The organism is Armatimonas sp., from assembly GCF_043760365.1.
GTDB lineage: Bacteria > Armatimonadota > Armatimonadia > Armatimonadales > Armatimonadaceae > Armatimonas.
In genome coordinates, this window is record NZ_JAYUPA010000846.1 from 1 (window position 1) to 3,135 (window position 3,135).

Genomic DNA, 3,135 nt, shown 5'->3' on the forward strand with positions numbered 1-3,135 from the left:
CGGGTCGTATGTCGGAGATGCTGGTGAAAGTCGCCGAGTTCTATGAGCAAGAAGTGGATGCGACCGTCAAGGCCCTTACCAGCCTTATCGAACCAATCCTGATCATTTTTCTCGGAGTGATTGTCGGCTTTATCGTCATCTCAATCATGGGGCCGATGTTCTCGATCATCAATCAGATTCGCTAGAAATCTTAATCTGTCAGTTTCTCCACTTCCTCCCTCATGCGTTGACTGTACGGGGGAGATTGCTGTATACTGAGTTTCCGGCGCGGCAGCTCTGCCGCGCCGTAGCATTTCCTAGTTATTTGGTAGATTCTTGTCAGCAAGAAAGGACCCTCCCCTCGATGAACTTGGACGACAGCGTCGAGTCCCTTAAGGCACATATTTCCAATCTGGAGTCGGAGCTCAATCAGAAAACTCAAGCCGTCACTCAGCTTGAGAAGTCGATCAGAGACCTCAACCAGAAGGTTCAGACCGCCAGCGAAAATGCCCAGCCTACTGCCGAGCTCTCCGAGCTGGAAGAGACCCTCAAGCGCCTGATGACCCGAATCGCAATGATCGTGCAGGGTGGCAAGTGCCTCTTCATGATCCACGATCCGGAGACTCACGAGCTCTATGCCGGTCAACCCGCTCTGGGTTTTGAGGAGGGGCAACTAGAGGACTTTCGCATCGGTGAGAGCGAGGGAGCCTCAGGCGTGTGCTATGCCTCAAGCAAGTCCGTTATTCTCTACGACACCGAGACCGATACGCGCGAGGACAGCAAAGCCTTCGCCCGTTTTGGGATCCGCAATGGAATCTCTGTTCCTCTCATCGTGGAGAAACGCGACGATGAGACGAACGCCGTTGTGGATCGCAAGACCATTGGGGTGATCTGGGTCTTCAACAAAAAGTTCGGCGGGATCTTCATTGACGAGGACGTCCAGCTTCTGGATCGCATGTCCCGCAACGCCGCTGCGGTGATCAACACGGCCTCAACTTTCCGTCGTCTCTCGGAGGAAAAAGAGCAGCTCCACGAGATGACCGATGCTCTGACGGCGGGGCTGGTGATGATCGGTCGCAACGGACGCGTGCTTCAGATGAACTCGTCGGCGCGGAAAATCTTCGGGCTAGAACCCGGGGAGGTGCTTGGTGTGCGCACCTACGATCAGCTCGTCAAAGACGATACCGTGCGTGAAGTGCTTGGCAAAGCGGTCTCCGAGGAGCTGGACACCAATGTCCAGGAGGAAGTCACCATCACGGGTGCCGACGACGTGACTCGTGTCTTCCAGATCCAGTCCACGGTCGTGCGCAACGAGAACGGTGATATGGTCGGCACCGCCGCCATCTTCAGTGACATCACGGAGCTGAAGAATATTGACAAGCTTAAAACCGCCTTCGTCTCCACGGTCTCGCACGAGCTACGTACCCCGATGACCTCGATCAAGGGCTTTATCTCGACGCTGCTCATGGACGAAGACGGCACGATGTTTCAGCACACGGATCGCCTGGAGTTCTACGGCATTGTAGACAAAGAGTGCGACCGCCTGAAGCGCTTAATTGACGACTTACTCAACGTGAGCCGCATCGAGGCCGGTGCCTCCATGATGCCCAATTTTGAGGAAGTACCGCTCCATGAGCTGGTCAAGAAGGCCATCATGATTGACAATGGCTCCACCTACAAAAAAGAAAGCCATACTCTGGGCTTCAGCATTGACAGTGATGTCCCGGAGATCATCGAAGCCGACGGCGATAAGTTTGAGCAGATCCTCCATAACCTCGTGGGCAACTCACTGAAGTACTCCCCCGATGGGGGCGCAGTGCACCTGCACGTGAGCAAGAAGGACGACAACACCCTTCAGTTCGCGATCTCAGATCATGGCCTGGGCATGACCTCAGAGTTCTTACAGAAGTTCGGCCAGAAGTTCGCCCGCGCCGACAACCGCGATACACGCTCCATCAACGGCACAGGAATCGGAGCGTTTCTGGTGAAATCCTTCGTGGACATCCACAACGGTGAGATGTGGGCGCACTCCGATGGCCTCGGCAAGGGCACCACGGCCTACTTCACCCTCCCGATCAAGCAGCCCGAGTTCGACGAGAACGCCGCCTCGCTCTCCAGCCGGGTCGCGGGGTAGACGGCCAGAGTCCCTCCTCCTGCCCCACCCCCTAGCCCCCGTCCGACGGGGGAATCCAGGAGGTGGGGTTTTGTATTTTTAGGACCGCTGTCTATGCCGACCGTGACTATCACACTCTCCGAGGAAGCCCATCAGCTCTTTTCCCGTCACGCCGAGCGCCGACAGATGGCACTTGATGCCTACCTCACCTACGTCACGGAGCACGTCTTCCCTTTCTGCGAACCCGAGCCCCGTGAGCGCCTGCACATCCCGCTCACTTCAATCAAGGGCTTTGTCTCGACGCTCCTCATGGACGAAGACGGCACGATGTTTACGCACGAGGATCGCCTGGAGTTCTTGCGGATCATGGATGCCAAGTGTGATCGCCTTAAGTGGTTTGTCCACGATCCCCTGCGCGACTCCCTTGTCACGAAATCCCACCCAAAACCTGCGTGGTTCGTTCTTCGCACACTCCTTGATACTGTCCAAACCTACGCCGAGAGCTCGCGCTACCGGAAGCCCACACACACACTGCTCTGGGATATTGCTGAGGATGTCCCGCTGGAGTGGCGCACCGACGAGGAATTTCTCAAGCAAGCGCTAAACGAGCTTCTGGAAAATGCCCTAAAATACTCCCCCGATGGCGGCGAGGTACGGCTTACGGTGGTACAGGAAAACCCCGAGACGCTTCGTTTCACCGTTCGCGATCAGGGCTTGGGCGTGACACCTGCGTTTCTCACAAAGCTACGGCTGGAGTCCAGCACAGTACCCTTGATTGCAGACCGTGACCGACGAATCATTGGAGGGCGGCCTTTCTTGCAGACACTGCGCCTCTTTGTGCACTGGAGCCAGGGAGAGATCACGCTCGACTCCCCCGGCCTAAACCAAGGAGTGACCGTCTCTTTTACCCTGCCCAATCCTTCGCTTCCCTTGCCTATCTCGGACGACCCCCACTACGAGCGAGTGCTTACGGAGGTGCGACGCTACTGCCTCAGCCTTCTCTCCAGCAGTGAGGGGCTTGGCTCCGCGCACGCCTACTTTGA

At 56.7% G+C, this 3,135-nt stretch carries 3 protein-coding genes; all 3 read left to right on the forward strand.

The genetic code is table 11. From position 1 onward, the window contains the following. Window positions 1–185: type II secretion system F family protein (locus tag ACH2EH_RS20905; protein WP_395144759.1), on the forward strand; the 185-nt coding region annotated here is incomplete at its 5' end. 158 nt (window positions 186–343) lie between these two features. Beyond that, window positions 344–2,113 carry an ATP-binding protein gene (locus tag ACH2EH_RS20910; RefSeq protein WP_395144761.1) on the forward strand — a complete coding sequence of 590 codons (1,770 nt, stop codon included), beginning with the start codon at window positions 344–346 and terminating at the stop codon, window positions 2,111–2,113. A 93-nt stretch (window positions 2,114–2,206) separates the two neighbouring features. After that, window positions 2,207–3,135, forward strand: a 929-nt coding sequence (locus tag ACH2EH_RS20915) for a sensor histidine kinase (RefSeq protein ID WP_395144763.1), incomplete at its 3' end; no start/stop codon positions are given.